General features: G+C 61.6%; 19 protein-coding genes. 5 read left to right on the forward strand and 14 right to left on the reverse strand.

Annotated elements, in window-relative coordinates:
* Positions 1–73: 73 nt before the first annotated feature.
* The 12 genes from J5Y06_RS12060 to J5Y06_RS12115 form a co-directional block, all read right to left on the reverse strand.
* A complete protein-coding gene (locus tag J5Y06_RS12060) occupies positions 74–853 on the reverse strand; it encodes an alpha/beta fold hydrolase (protein WP_245247792.1) in 780 nt (259 codons plus the stop codon).
* 79 nt (positions 854–932) lie between these two features.
* Positions 933–2,609 carry a 2-isopropylmalate synthase gene (gene leuA, locus J5Y06_RS12065; protein WP_209335565.1) on the reverse strand — a complete coding sequence of 559 codons (1,677 nt, stop codon included), beginning with the start codon at positions 2,607–2,609 and terminating at the stop codon, positions 933–935.
* A 342-nt stretch (positions 2,610–2,951) separates the two neighbouring features.
* Positions 2,952–4,049 (reverse strand): AbrB family transcriptional regulator, encoded by a 1,098-nt coding sequence (locus J5Y06_RS12070; RefSeq protein ID WP_209335399.1) that lies wholly within the window; start codon positions 4,047–4,049, stop codon positions 2,952–2,954.
* Positions 4,050–4,122: 73 nt separating this feature from the next.
* A complete protein-coding gene (locus tag J5Y06_RS12075) occupies positions 4,123–5,016 on the reverse strand; it encodes a cation diffusion facilitator family transporter (RefSeq protein ID WP_209335566.1) in 894 nt (297 codons plus the stop codon).
* An 82-nt stretch (positions 5,017–5,098) separates the two neighbouring features.
* A complete protein-coding gene (locus tag J5Y06_RS12080; RefSeq protein ID WP_209335400.1) occupies positions 5,099–7,288 on the reverse strand; it encodes an anthranilate synthase in 2,190 nt (729 codons plus the stop codon).
* A 296-nt stretch (positions 7,289–7,584) separates the two neighbouring features.
* A complete protein-coding gene (locus J5Y06_RS12085; protein WP_385931807.1) occupies positions 7,585–8,616 on the reverse strand; it encodes an SDR family oxidoreductase in 1,032 nt (343 codons plus the stop codon).
* A 155-nt stretch (positions 8,617–8,771) separates the two neighbouring features.
* Positions 8,772–9,950, reverse strand: coding sequence for an MFS transporter (locus tag J5Y06_RS12090; RefSeq protein WP_209335568.1), 1,179 nt, complete (start codon positions 9,948–9,950; stop codon positions 8,772–8,774).
* 100 nt (positions 9,951–10,050) lie between these two features.
* Positions 10,051–11,256, reverse strand: a complete 1,206-nt coding sequence (locus J5Y06_RS12095; RefSeq protein ID WP_209335401.1) for a DUF2254 domain-containing protein — start codon at positions 11,254–11,256, stop codon at positions 10,051–10,053.
* 114 nt (positions 11,257–11,370) lie between these two features.
* Positions 11,371–12,906, reverse strand: a complete 1,536-nt coding sequence (locus J5Y06_RS12100; protein WP_209335402.1) for a DHA2 family efflux MFS transporter permease subunit — start codon at positions 12,904–12,906, stop codon at positions 11,371–11,373.
* On the reverse strand, positions 12,897–13,106 hold the full coding sequence (locus J5Y06_RS12105) for a hypothetical protein (RefSeq protein WP_209335403.1): 210 nt from the start codon (positions 13,104–13,106) through the stop codon (positions 12,897–12,899). Before J5Y06_RS12105 ends, J5Y06_RS12100 begins: the two co-directional genes overlap by 10 nt.
* Positions 13,107–13,108: 2 nt before the next feature.
* Complete coding sequence (locus J5Y06_RS12110; RefSeq protein WP_209335404.1) at positions 13,109–14,269, reverse strand: HlyD family secretion protein; 1,161 nt, start codon at positions 14,267–14,269, stop codon at positions 13,109–13,111.
* The gene (locus J5Y06_RS12115; RefSeq protein ID WP_245247793.1) at positions 14,266–14,736 is read right to left on the reverse strand and encodes a MarR family winged helix-turn-helix transcriptional regulator; all 471 of its coding nucleotides are present in this window, start codon (positions 14,734–14,736) and stop codon (positions 14,266–14,268) included. Before J5Y06_RS12115 ends, J5Y06_RS12110 begins: the two co-directional genes overlap by 4 nt.
* A gap of 230 nt (positions 14,737–14,966) precedes the next feature.
* Between J5Y06_RS12115 and J5Y06_RS12120 the strand changes: the two genes are divergently transcribed.
* The 3 genes from J5Y06_RS12120 to J5Y06_RS12130 are packed head-to-tail and all read left to right on the forward strand — an operon-like array spanning position 14,967 to position 17,958.
* The gene (locus J5Y06_RS12120) at positions 14,967–16,934 is read left to right on the forward strand and encodes a pilus assembly protein TadG-related protein (RefSeq protein WP_209335406.1); all 1,968 of its coding nucleotides are present in this window, start codon (positions 14,967–14,969) and stop codon (positions 16,932–16,934) included.
* A gap of 44 nt (positions 16,935–16,978) precedes the next feature.
* On the forward strand, positions 16,979–17,512 hold the full coding sequence (locus J5Y06_RS12125; protein WP_209335407.1) for a TadE/TadG family type IV pilus assembly protein: 534 nt from the start codon (positions 16,979–16,981) through the stop codon (positions 17,510–17,512).
* Entirely contained in the window at positions 17,509–17,958 is a 450-nt protein-coding gene (locus tag J5Y06_RS12130; protein ID WP_209335408.1) for a TadE/TadG family type IV pilus assembly protein, read from the forward strand. The genes J5Y06_RS12125 and J5Y06_RS12130 overlap by 4 nt, the downstream gene beginning before the upstream one ends.
* 49 nt (positions 17,959–18,007) lie before the next feature.
* On the opposite strand, the gene J5Y06_RS12135 is transcribed toward J5Y06_RS12130, so the two are convergent.
* Positions 18,008–19,687 (reverse strand): formate--tetrahydrofolate ligase, encoded by a 1,680-nt coding sequence (locus tag J5Y06_RS12135; protein ID WP_209335409.1) that lies wholly within the window; start codon positions 19,685–19,687, stop codon positions 18,008–18,010.
* 589 nt (positions 19,688–20,276) lie between these two features.
* Here J5Y06_RS12135 and J5Y06_RS12140 point away from each other — a divergent pair.
* Entirely contained in the window at positions 20,277–20,519 is a 243-nt protein-coding gene (locus tag J5Y06_RS12140; protein WP_209335410.1) for a BrnA antitoxin family protein, read from the forward strand.
* 2 nt (positions 20,520–20,521) lie between these two features.
* On the opposite strand, the gene J5Y06_RS12145 is transcribed toward J5Y06_RS12140, so the two are convergent.
* Entirely contained in the window at positions 20,522–21,136 is a 615-nt protein-coding gene (locus tag J5Y06_RS12145) for a thymidine kinase (RefSeq protein ID WP_209335569.1), read from the reverse strand.
* A gap of 209 nt (positions 21,137–21,345) precedes the next feature.
* Between J5Y06_RS12145 and J5Y06_RS12150 the strand changes: the two genes are divergently transcribed.
* Positions 21,346–22,293, forward strand: a complete 948-nt coding sequence (locus tag J5Y06_RS12150; protein WP_209335411.1) for a choline ABC transporter substrate-binding protein — start codon at positions 21,346–21,348, stop codon at positions 22,291–22,293.
* Positions 22,294–22,304: the final 11 nt, after the last annotated feature.

The following is a 22,304-nucleotide window of genomic DNA, read 5'->3' on the forward strand; positions in this document are numbered from 1 at the left end:
CAAGATATGGCAGTCGGGTGCGTTTGTCGCGGGTTCTTTCGCGGGAGCGGCCGAAACCCACCGCGTGGCGGGTTTAGAGCTTCCGACGCAGGATCCGCAGCACTGGCTCGCGGGCTTCTTCCATCAGCATGTGCCCTTTGCCCGGCAGCACTTCGAGCTTGAACGAGGAAGGCAGTCCATCCGTTTGATGGAACGGCAGCACGGTGTCTTTTGTCCCCCAGACGACCGTCACGGGCATGGAAAGCGTCGCCAGCATCTCGCGCGGGATTTCGCCCTGCCTTCCATCTTTGGTGATGGTGGAAGCGATCTCGACCAGCTTGTCGTGTTGTCCGGGGAGGCGACGAGTCGCCGACAAGCCGACCACATATTTTGTGGGCATTTCGAAGCCCGGCGCGGACATCTCGTTAAGGCAGCATCGCAACTCGTCGGCGTTGGTGGCGGCCCCGTAGCGGCGCAGGAGATCCGCGTTGATCTCAGGTCCGAAACCTCCGGGCGACAGGAGCGTCAAGCTTTGCGCCATCTCGGGCGCCCGCAGACCGATCAGCGTGGCGATGGCTCCTCCCATGGAATGGCCGATGAAATGAGCCTTGGTGATGCCCCTCAACTGGAGATCCGCCAGGATCGCTTTCACCGCCACCCCGGCTGAACCGTTTGTAGGTACGCGGAGAGAGCGATTGTGCCCGGGCAGGTCATAAGCAAGCACAGTTGCGCCGCTGACGAGACCCGGCTGGATCTCGGTCCAGGCTCCGTGAAAACCGCCAAAGCCATGCAAAAGGACGATGGTGTTGGCGCCCGCGCCTTTCACGAAAGCATACGGGCGCGGTGCAGGAGTCGCAGGTGTCGGCTTGGTCAATGAAGATCCCCCGTGTCGCCTCGCCTTAGCCGACCTTTGCGGGCAAATGGAAGGGCTGGTGTCAGCCCTCCCAGTTTGATCAGCGCTTTGCGAGGATCCGGTTCGCCGCCGAGCAGATCGCTTCCAAGGAAGCCGCCACGATGTTGGTGTTGATGCCGGCACCAAAAAGCTTGCCGCCGGGATGCTCCATCTCGACATAGGAAATCGCCGCTGCATTGGAGCCGCGCTGAAGCGAATGCTCGGAATAATCGAGCACGCTCATGTCGATGCCGAGATGGCGCGACAGCGCATCCACGAAGCCGTCGATCGGGCCGGTACCCGTGCCGGTGATCGTCACCTCGTGTCCGCCATCGCTGATCTGCGCTTCAAGGATCCGGCGCTGGCGGTTTGCCGGGTCGGTCTGCGTCGTGTGATCCACGAACTTGATGCGGCCAGCGGGCTGCTCGACATATTCACGCATGAACTCATCGTGGATGCGCTTGACCGGCAGTTCCTTGCCTTCGGTGTCGGTGATCTGCTGGATCACCTGGCTGAACTCCACCTGCAGCGCGCGGGGCAGGTTGAGGCCGTAGTCGGCTTGGAGAACATATGCGATGCCGCCCTTTCCCGACTGCGAGTTGATGCGGATGATCGCCTCATAGGTGCGGCCCACATCGGCCGGATCGATCGGCAGGTAAGGCACTTCCCATTGCGGCTTGTTGGCGGTCTTGATCGCCTTCATGCCCTTGTTAATGGCGTCCTGGTGCGACCCCGAGAAGGCGGTGTAAACCAGCTCGCCCACGTAAGGGTGGCGCTCCCCGATCTTCATCTCGTTGGAATATTCGTAGACCGCCTTCATCCGGTTGATGTCGGAACAGTCCAGTTCCGGATCGACGCCCTGCGTGTACATGTTGAGCGCCAGCGTCACGATGTCGACATTGCCGGTGCGCTCGCCATTGCCGAACAAGGTGCCCTCGACGCGATCAGCGCCTGCCATCAAACCAAGTTCGGTCGCGGCAATGCCGGTGCCGCGGTCATTGTGCGGATGCAGGGACAGAATGATCGAGTCGCGGCGGTCGAGATTGCGGCTCATCCACTCGATCATGTCGGCGTGGATGTTAGGCGTCGACATCTCAACGGTCGCTGGCAGGTTCAGGATCAGTTTGTTTTCGGGCGTCGGATCGATAATCTCGGTGACCGCGTTGCAGATCTCCAGTGCCACGTCCAGCTCGGTGCCGGTGAAGCTTTCCGGCGAATACTGGAAGCGGAAATCGTCCTTGGAGCCTGCCTTCGCCGCCATGTCGACGATCATCCTAGCGGCATCGGTGGCTATCTGCTTGATCCCTGCCACATCCTTGCCGAACACCACGCGGCGCTGCAGCTCGCTCGTGGAGTTATAAAAGTGCACGATGGGCTTATGCGCGCCCTGCAGCGCCTCGAACGTCCGCGTGATCAGTTCCGGCCGGCACTGCACCAGAACCTGCAAGGACACGTCGGCGGGTACCCCACCTTCTTCGATCGCCCAGCGGCAGAAATCGAAATCCGTTTGCGAAGCCGAAGGGAAACCGATCTCGATTTCCTTGAAGCCCATGTCGAGCAACAGCTTGAACATGCGCGCCTTGCGGTCATGCCCCATTGGATCAACCAGAGCCTGGTTGCCGTCGCGCAGATCAACGGAGCACCAGATCGGCGCCTGCTCAATGCGCTTGGATGGCCAGGTGCGGTCCGCGATGTCGATTTGCGGATAAGGCTGATACTTGCGTGACGCATCAGGCATGCCGCGACGGGCAGGCGTTGCCGTGTCCGTATTGAAGGGAGGATTGGCATTCATGGCGATATCTCCTGCGCTGGCTTCAGCGCGTCTTCTCGATGATTGTGGTGAAAGCGGGCAAAGGAGCAGGTCGCCTGGCGGCACAACGACCGCCGGGTGCTCCTTAGCGAGCCCGGCGGTCGCCGCTAAGAAGGAGAAGCTTGGAAAGCGCGCGCGCGGTCGCAGCCGAAGAAGCGGCAGCAAAAACAATGGAGGGCGCGGCAAAAATCGACATTAAGCGCTGCATAGCGCAGGCGCATGAAAGAAACAAGACTCAAGCTTTCCGCGCAGGATTTATACGCAGGAGGCTCAACTCTGGCCACCTCGGTTAACGAGCCGTGCCACGCCGCGGGCAATGGCGGGCCCGAAGACCAGGACGATCAGGAAGCGAAGCATCTGCACGCCCATCACAAAGGACAGGTTCACGTTCTGAGCGGACGCCGCGATGATGGCGATGGAGTCCATGCCGCCCGGGCTGGTCGCCAGATAGGCGGTCAGCGGATCAACATCAGCAAACGCGATCAACAGCGAAGCAAGCCCACCGCAGAACACGACAAGCAGCAGGATGGAGGTCGTGATCTGGGGTAGGACGCGCACCACATGGCGCAGGATGGGACGGGTAAACCGCAAGCCGATCGCCCAGCCCACCACCATGTAGGAGCCGGCAAGGAGCCACGGCGGGAGCTGGAAGGCGACCCATCCCGCAAACTCCAGCACCACGCCGAGGATCATCGGCCCTAGGAAGAAAGGTGATGGCATCCTGAGGGCGTTCCCGACCAGGCCGCCTATCACGGCAACAAGAAGGGTTGCACCGAACTCCGGCCAGACCAGCGGCGGAAACCACGGCACCACCTGCTCAACTGCGCCAGACGTATCAACAAAGAGCCGCGCCAGGAGGGCAGCCACGGCCGTGACGATTACGACCCGTAGATACTGCATGAAGGCGACAAGGCGACTGTCAGCACCGAACGCTTCCGCCATGATCACCATTGCCGTGGCAGCGCCGGGCGCAGACCCCCAAACGCCCGACGTCCCCGGCATGATGTGCCAACGGCTGATCAGGTAGCCCGCCAGGCTGCTGGCAAGGATCGTGGCCAACACCACGAAGCCGAACAGAAACCAGTTCGCCAGAAGCGAACTGAACAGATCCGTGGTCAAGGACGCCGCGATCAGAACGCCGAGAATGGCTTGGGCACAATTGAAGGCCAGGCGCGGCGGCTGCACGGTTGCGCCGCAAACCCCCGCAACCACCCCGCACAACATCGGCGCGAGCAGAAACGCCGCCGGCAGATGGAGGTGGTCGAACAAAAGCGCGAGCGCCACTGAGGGCGGGAGGAGGAAGGCCCATTGCGCCAGGATCTTCCAGCGGGATGGGCTTTGAGGGTGAAGGTCCTCAGGAAGATCCATGCTGCCCCGTAACGTGTTTGCACCGCAAACGGAACATGCAAAGCTCAGCTCATCGAAAGAAGAAGTCCCCGCGTCAGGCGAACGGCACGGCGCTGGTGCCGTGTGGAAGCTTGGCTTCATCATCCGGTTCGACATGGATGATGACGCGCACGTTGGAGATCACCGCCTGCAGGGCGTCTTCGATGCGGTCGCAGATGACGTGGCTTTCCCCCACCGTCATCTTGGCGTCCACCACCATATGAAACTCGATGAAGGTGGCGCGCCCGGCGATACGAGTCTTCAGGTCGTGAACCTCCAGTGCGCCGGCCGAATGCTGTGAAATGATGTCGCGAATGCGCATGTGCTCGTGCGGATCGACGGCAACATCCATCAGCCCGCTCAGCGACCCGGTGATGACCTTGTATCCCTGGTACAGGATGTTGATCGCAACCAGGCCAGCAAGCAGGGGATCCAGAACACTGATCCCGGTGAACACGGCCGCCACAAGGCCGGCAATCACGCCAACCGAGGTCACCACGTCGGTCATGATGTGATGGCCATCCGCAACAAGTGCAGGCGAGCGGGCCTGTCTCCCCCTGCGGATCAGGACCGAAGCCCAAGCTGCGTTGATTGCGCCGGCCACTGCATTGATGCCGAGCCCAAGCCACGGCTCCTCGAGCGGCGCGGGCGCCGTCCACTTCCGCCATACCTCAAAAAGGATCAGCAAGGCTGCCATCACGATCAGCACGCCTTCCAGAACGGCCGAGAAGTACTCGGCCTTGTGGTGGCCATGCTGGTGATCGTCGTCCGCTGGACGATAACTGACGGTGACCGCCCAAAGCGCAGCCACCGCAGCGACGACGTTGACGATGGATTCCAGCGCGTCGGAATAAAGCGCAACCGATCCGGTCACCCACCACGCCAGGAACTTCAGCGCCATCACGCCCAGCCCGACCGCGATAGAAGCGGCAGCCAACCGCCACACCATCTGCTGCGACGATGACCTGTCTTCAACTGCGCTCAACGACATCACCTCTGCGGGAACGGCGCTTGAAACCGCCTGACGAAACTCAGGCGGCCTTGACCTTGGCCCGGCGGGGCAGATGGGCGACGATGTTCTCGATCATCCGCATGCCGGCATTTCCGCCGAGCGTCATGATGGATTCGGGGTGGAATTGCACGGCAGCCACCGGTTCTGATCTGTGCTCAAAGGCCATGATGATGCCGTCTTCGGTTTCCGCCGTGACGACGAAGTCCTCCGGCAGGCGCACCGGATCGGCAAAGATCGAGTGGTAGCGGCCAACCGTGACCTCTTTTGGTAGCCCGGAGAAGATCACGCCCTGTTTCGACACGCTGATACGCGACGGCTTGCCGTGCATGGGAATGTGCAACTGGCGCAGCTCGCCGCCGTAAGCTTCAGCCAACGCCTGCAGGCCAAGACACACGCCGAAGATCGGCAGATCGCGTGCCCGCGCCTTCTTGATGGTGGCCTTGCAATCGAAGTCGCTCGGGGTTCCCGGCCCCGGCGAAAGCACCACCAGATCCGGTTTGATCCGATCAAAAACCTCTTCCGGCACCGGCGAGCGCACGGTTGAAACCTGTGCACCTGTTTGGCGGAAATAGTTGGCCAGCGTGTGCACGAAGGAATCCTCGTGGTCCACGAGCAGGATCGATACGCCCTCGCCCACATTGGCTGTTTCGCGCGAAACGCCTACCGTGTTGCCTGCTTGCGCCTCGCGGATCGCCGCCAACATGGCCGATGCCTTCAACTCGGTTTCGGCTTCCTCTTCTTCGGGAACAGAGTCGTACAAGAGAGTCGCGCCGGCGCGCACTTCCGCGATGCCGTCCTTGATGCGGATGGTCCGCAGCGTCAGGCCCGTGTTCAGGTCGCCGTTGAAATGCACCATGCCGATGGCGCCGCCATACCAGGCGCGCGGGCTTTTCTCGTTCTGCTCCAGGAACCGCATCGCCCACAGCTTCGGCGCGCCGGTGACCGTTACGGCCCAGGCATGGCTCAAAAACGCGTCAAACGCATCCATGCCTTCGCGCAGCCGACCCTCAATGTGATCGACGGTGTGGATCAAGCGAGAATACATTTCGATCTGGCGGCGGCCGATCACCCGCACCGATCCCGGCTCGCAGACGCGGCTTTTGTCGTTGCGGTCGACGTCGGAACACATGGTGAGTTCCGATTCGTCCTTCTTGGAATTCAGGAGCTGCAGGATCTGCTCGGAATCCGAGATCGCATCATCGCCGCGCTTGATCGTTCCTGAAATCGGGCAGGTTTCCACCCGCCGGCCCGACACGCGCACGAACATTTCCGGCGAGGCACCAACCAGATATTCGTCTTCACCGAGATTGATGAAGAAGGAATAAGGCGATGGATTGATCGCCTTCAACCGCCGCGCGATCTCAGACGGCTTTGACTCGCAACGCTCGTAGAAGGTCTGCCCGGGCACCACTTCGAACAGGTCACCTCGGCGGAAGCTTTCCTTGGCGCGCCCCACGAGCCTGGCGTATTCACCCGGTTCGTGATCGCCGCGAGGGGGGATCCGGTCGGCAGTCCGAAAAGGTTGCGCAGCGCTTTCGCGCGCAATGCCGGCCGTGTCGAGATCACCCACGGCGAAGTCATACCGGTCGTGCCAGGCTTGTGCTGTGTAGTGATCAACCACAAGGATTTCGTCGGGCAGGTAAAGCACGAGATCGCGCTGGCTCGAAGCCCGCCGGAGCTTCAGGTCGACAGGGTCAAACTGGAAGGCAAGATCATAGCCGAAGGCGCCATAAAGGCCGAGATTGGCGTCGTCTCCGGATCTGAACAGGTTGGTGACGGCGCGCAAAACGGTGAATACGGAAGGGACGCGGGAGCGCTCTTCTTCCACGACGACCTGGTCGGGCTCGCTGATTTCGAGCTCGATCAGCCGCGCGCTGCTTTCCGCAACGCGAACGCCTGTGAGGTCCTGCAGCGCAGGGGCAACGATGGCGAGTAGCGTTTCGCCGCGTGCGTTCAGCGCCTCCACCTTCATGACACGGGCGCGTGAACTGATCACCAGGGGCGGATCGATGATGGCAGTGTCCCAGCGGGTGTAACGACCGGGATATTCGTAGTTGGACGAGAACACCGCGCCGCGCCGTTCGTTCAGGCCATCCACATAGGCTTCAATGGCACCGCCGTAGGCGGTTGCGTGACGCTTGCGTTGAACAAGGACGCCACCCGCGGTGACGTAGCGTTCAGATCCGTCTTCAAGCTGTTCGAGGCTCATAACTCACTCCGGCCAAAGGGCTTTGCCGTAGGTCACCCGGGAGGTCCACAAACAAAATGGCCGCCCGGACTTCTCCTGCGGCCATCCAAATTTCGCGCATGCGCGTCTGGTCGGCCGCTTAAGCGGGCCACCACCAGAGCATCGAGGAAGCGCTGTTCTTCATAACGTCGATCCATAGCGCGGAAGGCTTGGTCCGGCAAGCACCCGTTGGCTCGACGGCGCGCCCAAACCTGAGCTCAGAAATGGAGCATCGGCGCACCGATGCTCCATTTTGTTGCTCCGGTGGGGAGGCCCGCCTACGGACCGCCGCTGCCGCCGACCGCGCCGTAAACCTGACCCGTGGCATAGCTGTTCTCATCAGAGGCCAGCAGCACGTAGATCCCGGCAAGCTCAACTGGCTGACCGGCACGGCCGAGCGGCTGATCGGAGCCGAACTGCGGAATATCTTCGGGAAACTGCCCCCCGCTCGGCTGCAATGGCGTCCAGATCGGGCCGGGTGCAACGCCATTGATGCGGATGCCTTGTGAGCCCAACTGCTTGGCCATGCTTTTTACGAAGTTGCGGCCGGCTGCCTTCGTCATGGCATAATCGACCAGCATCTCCGGCGGATCATAAGCCACCACAGATGTCGTGACGATGATTGTCGACCCCGGCTGGAGATGCGGCAGGGCAGCTTTGGTCAGCCAGAACATCGCATAGACATTTGTCTTCAGCGTCCAGTCGAACTCGTCGTCCGAAATGTCACTCAGTGACTTCTTCGCCTGCTGCCGTGCGGCATTGCTGACCAGGATGTCGAGCCCGCCGAGTTCGCGCACCGCGTCCTCGACCAACTGCCGGCAAAAGGCGGCATCCCGCAGGTCGCCTGGAAGGGCAACAGCCTTGCGCCCTTCCGCTTCGATCAGCGCGATCACCTCGCGCGCATCGGACTCTTCCTGCGGCAGGTAGTTGATGGCCACGTCGGCGCCTTCACGGGCATATGCTATCGCGGCTGCGCGACCCATGCCAGAGTCGCCGCCGGTGATCAGTGCCCTGCGGCCTGCAAGCCTGCCGGAGCCGATGTAGCTTTCCTCGCCGTGGTCGGGGCGAGGATCCATCTTGCTCACAAGACCCGGCCAATCCTGCCTCTGTTCGGGATAAGGGGGTTGCGGATATTTGCTTCGCGGGTCGCTCAGCGCCGGCTCCGCGGGTGAGGCTTGTGCGGTCGCTGCCGCTTGGCTGCCGGTTTTTTCTTGTGCTGCTGCTCGACCGGCCAGCGCGGTCATGAGGCCGGCGGACATGCCGCCAACCAGCATCCGCCGCGACGGATCTGCTTTGTCAGAATTCACGATTGTCTCCATAGTCAGTGGTGAGGACACTCGGGTAAGCCAGGCGGGCGCCGTGTGTTCCACCTCACGGGAAACGTGAACGACCGCGCCAATCTCCAGCGACTGAGGTGCTGGAACACACCGGTGACCGTAATCCTTCCGCTGACTTTGGAAGCGCCCTACTCCGCTGCGGCAGGAACCGTGATGGTAGCCTCCCGGCGGTCGAGCTTGTGGGACCAGACAGCAAGACCAAGCGCGATCAAGGCCGTCGCGGATGACACGAACGGAAGCTTGTCGTAGCTCAAGCCCAGCGTCAAAGCGAGGCCGCCCACCCAGGCGCCGGTCGCGTTGCCGGCGTTGAAAGCGCCTTGGTTCAGGGTCGCAGCGAGGTTCGGCCCCTCCGCCGCCGTTTCAACCACGCGCATCTGGAGCGGCGGCACGATCACGAAGGTCAGCACGCCCCATACGAAAACGAGCGGGATCATGACGCTGGGGCTACCGCTGAACTCCGCAAGCGCCACATGGATCATCGCGATCAGAACCAGCGTCCCGATCGCAGTCGGCATCAGCTTCCAGTCGGCGAGCTTGCCACCCAGGATATTACCCACCGTCATCCCCGCACCGAACAGGAGGAGGATCCACGTAACGGAGGGAACCGCGATGCCTGTGACATCGGTCAGCAGGGGCTTGATATAGGTGAAAACGGTGAACAGGCTGACCGACGTCAAAGCCGAGATGATCATGGCAAGCCACACCTGAAGGCGCCCGAGCACCCTCAATTCGCTCACGATCCCCTCGCCTGAAGGCTTTGCCACGCCGGAAGGCACAAACCACGCGATGGCGGCCACGGCCAGAAGACCGATGCCCACCACTGCAACGAAGGTGGACCGCCAGCCATAGACCTCGCCAAGTGCGGTTCCGGCCGGGACTCCCAGGATGTTGGCGAGCGTCAGCCCGGCAAACATCAAGGCCATCGCGCTGGCGCGCTGGTTACGCGGCACGAGGCTGGCCGCAACCACGGAGCCGATGCCGAAATAAGCGCCGTGCCCGAACGCGGTGACCACGCGCGCCACCATCAAGGTCCAGTAGTTCGGCGCCAGGGCGCAGAAAAGGTTGCCGACCACGAACATGGTGGCGAGCCCGATCAGAACCGCCTTGCGCGGCATTCGGGCCGTCAGGATCGCAAGGATGGGTGCGCCGATCACCACGCCGAGCGCATAACCTGTCACCAAGAGCCCCGCGGCCGGGATCGACACGTGCAGATCCGCGGCGACTTCCGGCAGAAGCCCCATGATCACGAACTCGGTAGTGCCGATCACGAAAGACGTGACGGCTAGAGCATAGATTGGCAAAGGCATCATGGTCGCGGCGTCTCAGGCTTCGATCGAGATTCCATGCGCTTGTTCGGAACGGCCTTCAACCCTGATGCTGCATTGCAGAATTGCGCGGCCTGCAGGGCTAGTGTTCAGCGGCCCACGCATGGGCAGCAACAAGCTGGTCGCGATCGAAGGCCGAAAACGCGCTGAAGTCGACGCGCTCGCGCGCCCGCTGAGCGGCCGCTGCCGCCGCCTGCTTCATGGTCGGTGACCCTGTGGCATGAAGCGCGTTCAGCGATTTCTGCAGGCGGATCTGCACCTCCAGGGAGCGGGCTCCATCCCGTCCAATCGGGCCGAAGAAGTCTTCCAGCAGGTCCTGCAGGTTGAGGTCCGAAACAAACAAGCGCGGCAGCTGCACCTCCTGCCGCTCGTCAGGCCTCCATTCCGATAGAACGCGAACGCCGCGTCCGAGCACATCAATTGCGGTGCCCGTATCGTTCAATGCCGGAGACAGAGCGCGCGAAGCGATCTCAGCAAGCACGATGAGGCCGAAGCGCGGATCCTGATCAAAGGAGCGTGTCTCGCCGACCGAAAAACAGGAAAGGATCCGCTCGCGCATCTTGTCATCGCCATCAACGGCCTTCGACAACCGCACCAGCGGCTTCGCCGGGTGGACGAACTGGCCCGGGACGCCGAGCAGAAGAATCACGAGGTCGCAATCATCGCCGATCGCGTTCAGCTGTTGCACATCCACATACTGCACGTAGCCAACTTCCTTGGAGCAGATAACGTGCGGCGATCGCATCAGGAGGTGGCTGTCCCGGCAGCGGTTGCCGCCGAAATAAGGCTCTTCCCGTCGGTCCTTCAACGCTCGACGCGCGACCTGTTCGACATTCTCGGTTGTTTCTCCAACCCGCCCGAAATGCAGGAGGTAATCAATCCAGCGCAGCAGGGTCACCACCATGATGGCGACCACCACCAGGGTTACCAGAAACAGCGCTACGCGTCCTTTCTCACCGTAAGCACCGGTCGACAAAAGGATCAGGGTTGTCAGGCTGTAAAGAAACACGCCGACGAACACGGACAACGTAGTCTGCGCCGTGCTGTCTTCAATCAGCAGCTTTGTGGCGCGCGGAGTCACATTGCTGGTGGCGGCGCTGTAAGCTGACACAACCGTGCTGAGCGAAAAGGTTGTAACCGCCAGCATGCTTGACGCGATGATGCCGAGGATGTTGTCGGCCGCGTCTGCGCCGATGGAGGTTGCGTTGCTGTCCGGAATAAGAGCCGCGAACGGCATCGACACCAATGCGGCACCGACTCCAACCATGGAAATTAGGGTGGTTCTCACCCAAAGTTTGCGTGTGAGCAGGCGCAGCTTCTGTCGGAACGCGGACAACATCTGCGGTGATATGCTGTCCCAAGGACCGTTTCCAAGGTGCGGCCCCACCGGAGCTTCTGAAAATCAATCCATGTGAACAGCCGGCGCTGCGCTGGCTGCCTTTGGCTTCCGCAGCAGAAGCGCCAGGGGGATGGCGCACAGGGTGACGATCATCATCAGCTTGAAGTCATCGACATAGGCGATCATCAGCGCCTGCTGGTTGACGAGCTGGTCCATCTGCGAAAGCGCAGCTGGATTGCTGGCAACAGCGCCGGGCGAAATACCCTGAAGCGCCGGATTGAACGGGTTGATCGCGGTCGACAAGTCTGCATGGTTGATCTGCATGTTGCGCGTCAGCATCACGGTCACCACGGAAATGCCGATGGAAGAGCCGATGTTTCGGACCAGGCTGAACAGGCTGGCGGCGTCTGTGCGGTAGCGCGGCTCCATCGTGGCAAAGGCTACGGTGGACAGGGGCACGAAAACCAGGCCGAGACCCAGCCCCTGGATCACACCTGACTGGATGATCAGCCAATCGTCCATCTGCGGCGAAAAGCCTGTCATGTCGTGCAGCGACCATGCCGTGAGCGCCAGTCCCGTAACAACCAGCAGGCGCGCATCCACAACTCGCACGAGGCGGCCGACGAGGATCATGGAGATCATGGTGCCGACACCACGTGGCGCCATAACCAGACCGGTCAGGATCGTTGAGTGGTTGAACAGGCGCGACAGCATCGGCGGCAGGAGCGCCAGGCTTGCGAGCAGGATCACGCCGATCACGAAGATGAAAACGAGCCCTGTCACGAAGTTGCGGTCCCGGAAGATCGCTGCAGGGATGAAGGCGTCCTCGCGGGTGGCGAGATGCACGATGAAGATCCAGAAACCAGTGATCGCAAGGCCGAGCTCGATCCAGATTTCCACGGCGGAAAACCAGTCGACCTCTGCGCCGCGATCCAGCATCAACTGCAGGGCGCCGACCCCAAGCGACAACATGGCGAAGCCGAAGAAGTCGAACCCGCGCAAGCGCTTGGCCACACGCGGCAAGTAAGCGGCACAGCCCAAAAAGGCGACGATGCCGACCGGGAGATTGACGAAAAAGACGTAGCGCCAGTCAAGCGTTTCGGTGAGCCAGCCGCCGAGCGTCGGCCCGATGATAGGGCCAACCATGATGCCCGCACCCCACATCGCCATGGCCTGGCCATGCTTTTCCTTCGGGTTGATGTCGAGCAGGAAGGTTTGCGACAGCGGCACGATGGCGGCACCGAACAAGCCCTGCAGGACCCGGAACAGCACCATCGACTCAAGGCTCCACGAAATGCCGCAAAGCATGGAGCTCGCCGTGAAACCCACCACGGCAACAAGAAAAAGTTCGCGCCGGCCTATCCGATCCGACAGCCAGCCGGTGACGGGCGTCATGATGGCGGCGGCCACGATGTAGGAGGTCAGGACCCAGTTGATCGTGTCTTGCGACGCGCCGAGATCACCCACCATGTTGGGCAAGGCAACATTGGCGATGGTGGTGTCGAGCACCTGCATGATCGTCGCCAGCATGATGGAAAGCGTGATCAGCCCGCGATGCGGAACCTCACCCACGCTCTCAGCGCGCGCGTTCACAGCCATTGACCTCGGAGAAAGGTGCAAGCGCCAGGGCGCTGCGTTTCGATTTCCAGCATGGCTGGCAGCGTGGTCATCACGTCTTCCGCAAGAGCCACCGAACGTCGGCGCTCAAGAACGTCATTGCTTTCCAGCGGCAGCCAAATTGTGAAGCTGCAGGGTTCGGCAGCTTCCGCCGTGTGCGAGAGATCGATCTCGATAGCCATGGCTAGTCCCTTTCGGCCTGGGTCGCAGCGTCGGAAGCGTATGCCGGGCCACCGAACAGGCTTGCCCAACCGCGGGAAACGCGCGTGTCAACGGTTACGGTGGCGCTCATCCCGGTTCGCAGCAGAAGATCCGCGCCTTCCTTGTCGATCTTCAGGCGCACTGGGATCCGCTGGGTGACCTTGACCCAATTGCCGGTGGCGTTCTGCGCCGGAAGCAACGAGAACTCCGCGCCTGTGCCCGCACCGATGCTTTCAACGGTCGCTTCCAGCGGCTGGCCGGGGAAGGTGTCGAGTTCGATCTCGGCCGTTTGGCCGACCTTCATGTGCGTCAGCTGCGTTTCCTTGAAATTGGCTTCCACCCAGCTCTCGTCGGTTTCAACCAGCGCAAACAGCGACGAGCCAGCCGCAACAAACTGACCCGGCTTGAAAGAGGAAGCCTGCGAGATGATGCCGTCGGCCGGCGCGCGCACTTCCGTCTGCGCCAATTGATACGCAGCCTTGTCGCGGGCCGCCTGTGCCGACAGGACGCTTGGATGCGCGTCCGTCGGCAGCTCGGGGTTGCCACCAAGGGCCGCCTTTGCGCCGATCACCGCCTGTGCCGCCGCACGCTCGGCATCGCGAGCTTTCACGAGATTGCGGCGCGCTGTGTCCAGAGAGGATTGTGTCGTGACGCCCTTGCCGGAAAGCGCCGATTGGCGCTCCAGCTCTCCTTCCAGATAAGCGACTTCGCTCTGGGCCGAGCGCTGTTGGGCTTCAGCGCCGCCCAATGATGCGCGAAGCTGTTCCACATTGAGGCGCGCTGAAGCCAAAGCGGCATCCGCTTGTGCTAGCGCGATCCGGTAAGGCTCAGCTTCCACGGCAAAAAGAAGGTCGCCCGCGTGCACAAGCTGGTTCTCAGCAAGATTCACGGCCGTGATGCGCCCGGCGATCTCGGAAGCCATCGTCACGCGAGGTTGGCGCAGATTGGCGTTCTCGGTTTCCTGATACCGGCCGCCCGTCACCCAAACATAGCTGCCGCCCGCAACGAGCGCGAGCGGTACGGCAGCCATTACGAGGTAGCGGAGCTTGCCGCGCTTGCGTGGCGCTGCGGCAACCTGCTCACCGCCAACAATCGACTGGCTGTTGGCCCCTGCGGGGCTGACGGCGTGGGTTTCGTCGCTCATGGTTGATCCTCCATGCCAGCTTCTCGGGGCTGGCCTTCCTTGTTGTTGCTGCAGACGGCCGTGAGGTCGGCGCCGCCGCCAAGATTTCGGGCCATCGTTTCCAGCCCGTCATAGATGATGTCCCGCGCTTCGCTGGGAACGCCTGCGAGCGCTTCTTCCATCACTTGGGCGGCCGTATCCTTCACCGCGTCGCGGATGCCGCGCGTCTTTTCAGTCGTGAAGATCTTGCGCACGCGCCGGTCGCGGGCGTCCTGCCGCCGCTCGATCCAGCCGCCCTGCTCCATCCGATCGAGCAAACGCGAGATGCTGATGGGCTCGACCTCGAGGATCTGCGCCAAACGAGCTTGCGTCGCGCCTTCTTCCTTCCACAACCGCATCAAAAGGCGCAGCTGGGCTTCCGACAGGCCGTGCCGCCCCACCCGCGCTTCGATACGCCCTCTGAACAGGCGCGCTACTTCGTGCAACATGAAGCCGAACGGCTTCCTGGGTTCCAAGGTCATCATGATCTGGAAAATAGATAAGCACGCTTATGATAAGCAGATCAAATATCGCATGGCTGCCATGCGCTTTTGCTCAGCGTGCGGGGTAGCCGGTTACCGTCCAATTTGAGCGGTCGTTCTTGTAGTACGGTAATCATACTTCGGCACGGTGCTTTAAGGCAGTTCCGCTAAGGTCAGGATCGCTCAAGGGTCCTGACATGACAAAGCCGACGCACTCCTTCCCCAGAATCCTGACCCGATTTGCGCATGCGCGGAATGGCAACATCCTCATCACGACGGCGCTCGCACTTCCCATTCTGATCGGCATGGTGGCGCTTTCGGTGGAATATGGCGGCGGCCTGATGAAGCGCGTGGAAAACCAACGCGTCGCCGATCTCGCTGCATTCGCGGGCGCAACCGCCTATGGCGCGAAATCAACGGAAGCCGCCATGCTCAACGCTGCGAACAATGTCGCACGGCTGAACGGGCTTGATCCCGCTGCAATGACCGTCACTCTCGTGGACTCGCCGCGATCGGCGGGCACAAAAGCCGTGGATGTAGATGTCGCCACCCAGCAGAACCTCTACTTTGCGCGCGTGCTGGGCGACTTCGAGCAGCTCCAGGTCAAGGCCGGGGCGGTCGCGGAAGTCGGCGTCACGCCATCCCAGCCCGGCTGCGTGTATGCGCTGAGCAGTTCCGAGACAGGCATCACAATGAGCGGTGGCACATCGCTGAATGCGTCAGGTTGTGCGGTTTCCTCGAACACCACGATGACGGTTCCCTGTGGCACGAAGATCGTCACCACAGGTGCGAACTACAATACGACCGTCCCTAACCAGCCCTGCAACGGGATTGAAAAAACTGGCGGCGGTGCAGCACCGGTCGTCAAGCAAGCGACCACTGACCCGCTGGCGGGACACACTGGCATTGCCGATGCAGTGGCGCGGCTGACCACGGTCCGAAGCATGACGGGGCCGAGCGCGCCGATCACTCCCACAGGCTTTGACATTCGTTTCGCTTACGACACCTCACAGACAGAAACGCAGGCGATAGCAGCTGGCTGCACCGCCGCCCGGCTGTCGAACAACAGTTGGAGGCTGACCTGCCCGACGAATAAGACCACTCACAGCTTCCGCAAGATCACACTTGGTGGGGGCATTCACGTCGATTTCAATTCCAGCGGCCCGGCCAGCACGACCTACACCTTCTCCGACGTCGTCACCAATGCGGGAAACTCGCTGACGTTTGGACCTGGAACATTCAAGTTGGCGAAGGGCTTAGTGACAGAAGGCGGCAGCACAACGACCTTCGGGGCGGGAACCTTCCTGATCGGACAGTCGGACAGCGACTGTAACGGTTCGGGCCGCTACTCGATCTGCAACACAAGCACTCTGACCATCGGCGGTCCTAGCACCTTCGAGCTGTCAGCCGGCGTCTACAATTCCGGTGGCGCCACGCTGACGATGGGAAGCGGCGTGCTGAACAGCTACAAGTTCGGTCCAAGCAGCACCGGCAATGCCGTTCTTCTTGGCGGCGGTTCTCACGTCAGGATGGCCGACGCCACAGGTGTTTCAAGCTTGTTTCAGGTGGTCGGCGACTTCGTTTCCGATGGCGGTAGCTGCTTCACCATCCCCGCTGCTGCGCATCACGACATCAAGGGCGCTTTGCGAGCGGCTGGTGGCACGACATTTGGCTCTGGCGTTTATACCGTCAGAGACTTTCTCGCCTTCGGCGCAAACGGCGGTGGATCGGTCTGGTGCAACGGCGCCAACGTCGCGGGAACCGGTGTGGACGTGAACTTCATTCTTGGCGGCGATAGGGCTTCCACGCAGGGCACTTGCAATGGCTACGCCTTCTGCGTCGGATCAGGCTTCAGCGGCATCAGCCTCGCGGCTCCCAAGATCGGTCCGCTCGGCAAGGTGCTCGTCGTCGGCCCTCAACTGCCTGCCAACATCAAGGGCGCGACCTTCGCAGAAGGAGGATCGGCCGGCGTGCTGGCGGGCGCCTTCTACTTCCCTTTCGGCCCAGTCACCATGAGCGGCGGCGCCAGCGCAGGCGGGGCGAACAACTACTGCCTTCAACTGATCGGCTCCCGCATCACGTTGGGCGGCGGCACGACCGCTGTTTCAGAATGCATTGCTGCCGGAGGCGGGTCGGCCGCCAAGAAGGTCGTGCTGGTTCAATGAACAAGCGAGCTTTTGCAAAACGGCTGCGCCAGCAGCTGCGGATCTTGACGCGTGACAAACACGGCGTTTCGGCGGTCGAGTTCGCGCTGGTCGCCCCGATCTTTCTGCTGCTGTTGGCCGGCACAGTCGAAATCGGCGGCATGATGTTCACCCGCTTCCAGCTGAATTCGGCTATCTCGGCGGGAGCGACCTACTCGGTCCTGAACGGCAGCACGCTGAGTGCAACAACAGCCAGCACCGTGGTCACCAACACGGCGGCGGTTGTTGCAGGCAACACGAGTTCGCAGGTTGCCGTGGCTGTGACAATCAACAATGGCTACACGCGAACGGTGAGTGGTGGCCAGGCAGCAACAAGCGGCAGCGCCAGCCAGGCCGACCAGTGCTATTGCCCGACACGCTCCGGTGCCACCTTGACCTGGGGCGCGACGACCACTTGCGAGGCAAGCTGCCCCAACGGCTCCTTGGCCGGCAAATTCATCATGATCACCGCAACGAAGCCCTACCAGTCCATGTTTGGCGGCTTCAGCCTCGTTGAAGATGGCCAGATAAGCGTTGCGACCATGGCACAGGTGAAATGATGCTGGCCCTGTTGCAACGCTTCCGCGAGGAACGGGCCGGCTCCACAGCGCTGGAGTTCACCCTCGTGGCTGGCCCACTCCTATTGTTGATGTTCGGCGTGCTGGAATTCGGGCGCGCCGAGTGGTCGCGGCAAACCTTGCAGGAAGTGGCCATGCATGGCGCACGATGCATGGGCGTGCGCCAAAGCGCCTGCGCGACTGGAGATGCTTCCGACCTGACAAAGACCCGGAGCTATCTGATGCAAGAGGGTCACGGCTACGGATTGTCGTTGACAACGAGCGACATCACGCTCGAAGCCGACGCAACCTGCGATGGCGTATCGGGCTTTTCGCGCGTCAGCCTCACCTACGATTTCAAAAGCTCCATGCCCGGCGCAATCGAGGTTCTTGTGCAGGAGCTGCCGTTACGGGCCAGCGCCTGCTTCCCCAACCAGCCAACGTCCTGAAGAAGATAGGGGCGGAGCGCCGAAACGCACCGCCCCTGCTATCCAAAGTTCAGAACAGGCCTTCGATCTGCCCTTCGCCGTTGAGGAAGATCTTTTCCGACGACGGCACCTTTGGCAGGCCAGGCATGGTCATGATCTCACCGCAGATCGCCACGATGAATCCAGCGCCGGCTGAAAGCCGCACTTCGCGAACCGGCACGACATGGCCGGTGGGCGCGCCGCGGAGATTGGGGTCGGTGGAAAACGAATACTGGGTTTTGGCCATGCAGACCGGCAGGTTTCCGTAGCCGGCGGCTTCCCACTGGTGCAGCTGGTCGCGCACGCTCTTGTCGGCAATAGCTTCCGAACCACGGTAGATGCGCTGCACGATCGTCGTGATCTTCTCGAACAGCGGCATCTCGTCTGGGTAAAGCGGCGAAAACTGCGAGGAACCGCCTTCCGCGATCTCGACGATCTTGCGCGCCAGCTCCTCGATGCCTTCCGAACCCTTGGCCCAGTGCTTGCAAAGGATCGCCTCGGCACCCTGGCCGGCAACGAAGTCCTTCATCGCCTGGATCTCTGCGTCCGTATCGGACACGAAGTGGTTGATGGCCACCACCGCCGGAACGCCGAACTGCTTCACGTTCTCGATGTGACGGCCAAGATTGGCGCAGCCCTTCTTCACGGCCTCGACATTTTCCTGGCCGAGATCTTCCTTTTTCACGCCGCCGTTCATCTTCATCGCGCGAACGGTGGCGACGATCACGGCCGCTGCCGGCTTGAGGCCTGCCTTTCGGCACTTGATGTCGAAGAACTTTTCCGCACCGAGGTCGGCGCCGAAGCCCGCTTCCGTGACGACATAATCAGCGAGCTTCAGCGCGGTGGTTGTTGCAACCACCGAGTTGCAACCGTGCGCGATGTTCGCGAACGGCCCGCCATGCACGAAGGCGGGGTTGTTTTCCAGCGTTTGCACGAGGTTCGGCTGCATCGCGTCCTTGAGGAGCACCGCCATGGCGCCGTCGGCCTTGAGGTCACGCGCATAGACGGGGCTCTTGTCACGGCGATACGCGACGATGATGTCGCCAAGCCGCTTCTTGAGGTCTTCGAGATCGTTGGCTAGGCACAGGATCGCCATCACCTCGGACGCAACCGTGATGTCGAAGCCGGCTTCGCGAGGATAGCCGTTGGCCACGCCGCCGAGGGAAGCAACGATGGAGCGCAGGGCGCGATCGTTCATATCCATGACACGGCGCCAAACTACGCGGCGCGTGTCGATGTTCAGTTCGTTGCCCCAATAGATGTGGTTGTCGATCAAAGCCGACAGGAGGTTGTGCGCGGTCGTGATGGCGTGGAAATCACCCGTGAAATGGAGGTTCATGTCCTCCATCGGGACCACCTGGGCATAGCCGCCACCCGCGGCACCGCCCTTTACGCCGAAGTTCGGCCCAAGCGAAGCTTCGCGGATGCAGGTGATCGCCTTCTTGCCGATGCGGTTCAGTCCGTCGCCGAGGCCGACCGTCGTCGTGGTTTTGCCCTCACCGGCCGGTGTCGGGTTGATTGCCGTGACCAGGATGAGCCTGCCGTCCGGCTTCGAGCGCTGTTCCTTGATAAATTCGGCCGAGATCTTCGCCTTGTCATGACCATAAGGAAGCAGATGTTCCGAAGGGATGCCGAGTTTCTGCCCGATCTCCATGATCGGCTTCTTTTTCGCGGCGCGCGCGATCTCGATGTCGCTCTTGTACTCGGCCATGGCTTTTTATCGCTCCCTCAGCAGACTGATTGGCTAACGCCGCCCTCCGGCGCCTTTCAGCGGCCGGCATCAAGCCGGAAGGGCCAAGGATCCGCCATTCCAAAACAGCCGCCGAATGCACGAATTGCGACAACCCTTTTGGAGGCAGGCCGACCGTTGAGCTTTCATCCCTCACCAGCTGTGTTTTCCGCGGGCTGCGGCCGCCACGGGCCAAGCATCGGCAAGCCGTTTCCCGTGGCCGCAACTTGTCCAGCGGGCGGAACAACCGGATCTTTCTTTGCGCATTACGGCAGTCATCAGGGTGAAGAAATGCAGCTTCGGGATGAAAAAACGATCGACCGTCGAGTATTGGCTCGGTGAGCAGACAGATGAGAGCCGCTCTGCAGCCATTATCTTCACCTGGCGGCATGCACCTGCCGCTGGGTAATATTAGCCTAGGACACAATATTCTTTTTCCGAGGCGATATGGAGGTTAGACGGGCGGTCCAGGAGTGGGCAAATCTGAGAACGGTACTTGTTCGTCGGCGATAAGAGCTCGGTCAGCAACCGCTGGACGTTGCCGCGCAAGAACAGGAGATGCGGAGCAATTATGGACGAGGCGCGAGGTCAGAAGCCCGATCCTGCTGAACATCAGGCATTTTCCGATGCTCCGGGCACGGGCACGGGCACGGACGAAACCTCAGCCAAGCGGCGTCCTGGACGACCTCCGATCAAGAACCCGCGCAAGGCAGTTTCCCTGCGCCTGGAACCGGAAGTGCTGGAAAAGTTTCGCGCAACCGGTCCCGGCTGGCAGCGACGCATCAACGACATCCTGAAAGCCGCCAAGATCTAGCCTCAGCCTCGAACGAAGCCGACCATGTCTTCCGGCTTGACGCGGCCCATTTCCTCCTCCCAATGGCGCCGGCAAAGCGAAACGTAGGCGTCCTTCCCGATCGCGACCTGTTCGCCTTCTTGCGCGATGTGACCATCCGGTCCAAGTCGCACCACCATGTTGGCCTTCCGGCCGCACCGGCAGATCGTGCGCACCTCGCGCAACTCATCGGCGATCGCCAGAAGCGTTTGCGAACCCGCGAAAAGCTTGCCCTGGAAGTCGGTCCGCAGGCCGTAGGTCATCACGGGAACATCGAGACGGTCGGCCACGCGGGCCAATTGCCAGACCTGTCGTTCCTCGAGGAACTGGGCTTCGTCCACGAACAGGCAGTGGAGTGCGCGGTGGGCATGATGCTCCGCCACCCGGGCGAACAGATCATCGCCGCTGCGGAACATTTCGGCCTCGGATTCCAGCCCGATCCTCGAAGAGATAAAGGCCGTGTCATCCTCGCGGCGGTAGTGCCCCGCCACCATCAGAAGCGTGTGCATGCCGCGCTCGCGGTAGTTGTACGATGCCTGGAGAAGCATCGTTGTTTTGCCAGCATTCATGGTGGCGAAATGGAAGTAGAGCTTGGCCATGGTGGCGGTGTCATAGCCCTGCACCGGGTCCCTCCCAACCCCACAGGGGTGGTTTTCCCACTGGATTCGGCTGTTCAAGCCGACGCGACTTGCAACCACCGGCGTTTGATGTTTCGTTCCTGCGGGAGCCTTGGCCGGGCTGCTCAAGTCGGCGTCCATCATCGTCGACGCCTTGAGGAAGCCTGGACCGCATCAATCGGGAGACAACAATGCAGCACACAGCAAAATTCGTGACAACGGCATTCCTGGCGACCTTCGCCATGGGAAGCGCGGCGCTGGCCGCCGATCCCGAAAGCTGCAAGACGGTTCGCTTCTCCGACGTCGGCTGGACGGACATCACGGCAACCACGGCGACCGCTTCCGTCGTTTTGAAAGCGCTCGGCTATGAGCCGAGCACCCAGATCCTCTCCGTTCCGGTGACGTTCGCGTCCTTGAAGAACAAGGACATCGACGTTTTCCTCGGCAACTGGATGCCGACGATGGAAGCCGACATCGCGGCCTACCGGGACGACAAGTCGGTGGAAACGATCGTCACCAATCTGGAAGGCGCCAAATATACGCTCGCCGTGCCGACCTACACTTATGAAGCCGGCCTGAAGAGCTTCGACGACATCGCAAAGTTCAAGGACAAGCTGGACGACAAGATCTACGGCATCGAGCCGGGCAACGATGGCAACCGCCTGATCCTGGACATGATCGAGGGCGGCCAGTTCAAACTGGGCGACTTCGAGCTGGTGGAAAGCTCCGAAGCCGGCATGCTGTCGGAAGTTCAGCGCGCTACTGCGGCCAAGAAGGACATCGTGTTCCTTGGTTGGGAGCCGCACCCGATGAACGCCAATTTCGACCTGCAATATCTGTCGGGTGGCGACGACGTCTTCGGCCCCAACTTCGGCGGCGCAACAGTGCACACCGTGGTGCGTGCGGGCTACACCACGGAATGTCCGAACGTTGCTGCGCTCCTGAAGAACATGGTGTTCTCGCTCGACATGGAGAACGAGATCATGGGCGCCATCCTGAACGACGGCGCTGATCCGGAGGACGCGGCGACGGCCTGGCTGAAAAAGAACCAGGACGCCGTGAAGCCGTGGCTGGAAGGCGTCACGACCTTCGACGGCGGCGACGCCGCAGCAGCGATGCAGACCGCCATCGCGAACTAACAGCGATCTCG

The organism is Tianweitania sediminis, assembly GCF_017813335.1.
In the GTDB taxonomy this organism is placed as follows: Bacteria; Pseudomonadota; Alphaproteobacteria; order Rhizobiales; family Rhizobiaceae; genus Tianweitania; species Tianweitania sediminis.

Coding starts and splice junctions, on each gene's coding strand:
- J5Y06_RS12110 (WP_209335404.1), bottom strand. CDS start 14,269: ATGAGCGACGAAACCCACGCCGTCAGCCCCGCAGGGGCCAACAGCCAG.
- J5Y06_RS12120 (WP_209335406.1), top strand. CDS start 14,967: ATGACAAAGCCGACGCACTCCTTCCCCAGAATCCTGACCCGATTTGCG.
- J5Y06_RS12070 (WP_209335399.1), bottom strand. CDS start 4,049: ATGGATCTTCCTGAGGACCTTCACCCTCAAAGCCCATCCCGCTGGAAG.
- J5Y06_RS12140 (WP_209335410.1), top strand. CDS start 20,277: ATGGACGAGGCGCGAGGTCAGAAGCCCGATCCTGCTGAACATCAGGCA.
- J5Y06_RS12150 (WP_209335411.1), top strand. CDS start 21,346: ATGCAGCACACAGCAAAATTCGTGACAACGGCATTCCTGGCGACCTTC.
- J5Y06_RS12135 (WP_209335409.1), bottom strand. CDS start 19,687: ATGGCCGAGTACAAGAGCGACATCGAGATCGCGCGCGCCGCGAAAAAG.
- J5Y06_RS12130 (WP_209335408.1), top strand. CDS start 17,509: ATGATGCTGGCCCTGTTGCAACGCTTCCGCGAGGAACGGGCCGGCTCC.
- J5Y06_RS12145 (WP_209335569.1), bottom strand. CDS start 21,136: ATGGCCAAGCTCTACTTCCATTTCGCCACCATGAATGCTGGCAAAACA.
- J5Y06_RS12105 (WP_209335403.1), bottom strand. CDS start 13,106: ATGGCTATCGAGATCGATCTCTCGCACACGGCGGAAGCTGCCGAACCC.
- leuA (WP_209335565.1), bottom strand. CDS start 2,609: ATGCCTGATGCGTCACGCAAGTATCAGCCTTATCCGCAAATCGACATC.
- J5Y06_RS12080 (WP_209335400.1), bottom strand. CDS start 7,288: ATGAGCCTCGAACAGCTTGAAGACGGATCTGAACGCTACGTCACCGCG.
- J5Y06_RS12090 (WP_209335568.1), bottom strand. CDS start 9,950: ATGCCTTTGCCAATCTATGCTCTAGCCGTCACGTCTTTCGTGATCGGC.
- J5Y06_RS12100 (WP_209335402.1), bottom strand. CDS start 12,906: ATGGCTGTGAACGCGCGCGCTGAGAGCGTGGGTGAGGTTCCGCATCGC.
- J5Y06_RS12115 (WP_245247793.1), bottom strand. CDS start 14,736: ATGTTGCACGAAGTAGCGCGCCTGTTCAGAGGGCGTATCGAAGCGCGG.
- J5Y06_RS12075 (WP_209335566.1), bottom strand. CDS start 5,016: ATGGTGTGGCGGTTGGCTGCCGCTTCTATCGCGGTCGGGCTGGGCGTG.